The sequence below is a fragment of the Benzoatithermus flavus genome, from assembly GCF_037908215.1.
Lineage (GTDB): Bacteria > Pseudomonadota > Alphaproteobacteria > Geminicoccales > Geminicoccaceae > Benzoatithermus > Benzoatithermus flavus.
The window spans coordinates 1-1,823 of sequence record NZ_JBBLZC010000062.1; the positions used below are offsets into that span (position 1 = coordinate 1).

Here is a 1,823-nt window from a genome sequence, read left to right on the forward strand (position 1 = left end):
GCGGCGAGGTGCTGGTCGACGGCCGGCCGCTCCAGGCGCGGACGCCCAAGGACGCGCTCGATGCCGGGCTCGCCTACCTCACCGAGGATCGCAAGGGGCTCGGCCTGTTCCTCGACATGTCCTGCGGCGAGAACATCAACCTCGGCGTGATCGACCGCGACGCGGGCCGGGGCGGTGTCTTGAACCTCGCCGCGGCCCGGCGCCGGGCGCAGGCCGCCTTCCAGGCGCTCAGGATCCGGGCGGCGAGCCCGCTGGTCACGGTCGGCAGCCTCTCGGGCGGCAACCAGCAGAAGGTGCTGCTCTCGCGCTGGCTCGAGACCGAGCCCAAGGTTTTGATCCTGGACGAGCCGACGCGCGGGGTCGACATCGGCGCCAAGTCCGAGATCTACCGGATCATCGACGATCTCGCCCGGCGCGCGATCGGGGTGATCGTGATCTCGAGCGAGATGCCGGAGATCATCGGCATCTGCGACCGGGTGCTGGTGATGCGCGAGGGCCACATCGAGGGCGAGCTCGGCGGGCCGACGGGCCGGCCGATCACCCAGGAGAACATCATGGCGCTCGCCGCCGGCGTGGCGCATGCCGCCTGAGTGGCCGGGCACGATCGAGGAGAGGCGAAAGATGGCCGAAACGCAGCCCGCAACCGCCCCGGCGGCAACGCCGACCGGGACCCCGGCGCCGGCATCCGGCGGCGCCGGGCTGTCGGCGCGGCAGGTGCGCCTGCGCGGCCTGCTCCAGGCGGTGGGCATGTTGCCGGTGCTGATCCTGCTCGGCATCGCCTTCCACTACTTCAGCGACGGCCGCTTCTTCACGCCGCAGAACATCTCGATCGTGGCGCAGCAGGCCTCGATCAACACCGTGCTCGCCGCCGGGATGACCTTCGTCATCCTCACCGGCGGCATCGACCTCTCGGTCGGCTCGATCCTGGCCGCGGCCGCCATGGCGGCCCTGCTCGCCTCCCTGATCCCGGGCTGGGGCCTGCTCGGCATCCCCGCCGCGCTGCTCACCGGCCTGTTGTTCGGCCTGCTCAACGGCGCGCTGATCGCCTTTGTCGGCCTGCCGCCGTTCATCGTCACCCTCGGCTCCTTGACCGCCGTGCGCGGCCTGGCGCGGCTGATGGGCGGCGACACCACCGTGTTCAACCCCGACCTGCCGTTCGCCTTCATCGGCAATGCCGGCATCCCGATCGCCCCCGGCGTGACCCTGCCCTGGCTCGCCGTCATCGCCTTTCTCGTCATCGTCGTTTCCTGGTTCGTGCTGCGGCGCACGGTTTTGGGCCTGCGGATCTACGCCGTGGGCGGCAACCCGGCGGCGGCGCGGCTGTCGGGGATCAAGGTCTGGACGGTGCTGCTGTTCGTCTACGCCACCTCGGGCCTGCTCGCCGGCCTGGGCGGGGTGATGACCGCGGCGCGGCTGTTCGCCGCCAACGGCCTGCAGATCGGCCAGGCCTACGAGCTCGACGCGATCGCGGCGGTGATCCTGGGCGGCACCAGCTTCGTCGGCGGCATCGGCTCGATCTGGGGCACGCTGATCGGCGCGCTGATCATCGCCGTGCTGTCGAACGGCCTCATCCTCATGGGGGTCTCGGACATCTGGCAGTTCATCATCAAGGGCCTGGTGATCATCGGCGCCGTCGCCCTCGACCGCGTCCGGCTGCAGGGCAGTGCCCGCACCTGAGCCCTCGAGAGCTCCGGCCCCAAAGGGCCGGTCGTGCAGGCTCCCGGCGGTCCCTGGTCCGCCGCCGGCGAGCCCGGGGAGGGGCCAGGGAGACAACTCGGATGTGGAAAAACCTGCTGCTCGCGGGCGCGGCCTTGGCGCTCGCC

2 protein-coding genes are annotated in these 1,823 nt (G+C 71.4%); both read left to right on the forward strand.

The genetic code is table 11. From position 1 onward, the window contains the following. Window positions 1-590: ATP-binding cassette domain-containing protein (locus tag U1T56_RS24035; protein ID WP_418162025.1), on the forward strand; the 590-nt coding region annotated here is incomplete at its 5' end. Window positions 591-621: 31 nt separating this feature from the next. After that, window positions 622-1,677: an ABC transporter permease subunit gene (locus tag U1T56_RS24040; protein ID WP_418162026.1), complete on the forward strand. Its 1,056-nt coding sequence runs from the start codon at window positions 622-624 to the stop codon at window positions 1,675-1,677. The last annotated feature ends 146 nt before the right edge of the window (window positions 1,678-1,823 follow it).

Excerpts from the sequence above, each read along its gene's own strand:
- U1T56_RS24040 (WP_418162026.1), top strand. The coding sequence starts at position 622 with ATGGCCGAAACGCAGCCCGCAACCGCCCCGGCGGCAACGCCGACCGGG.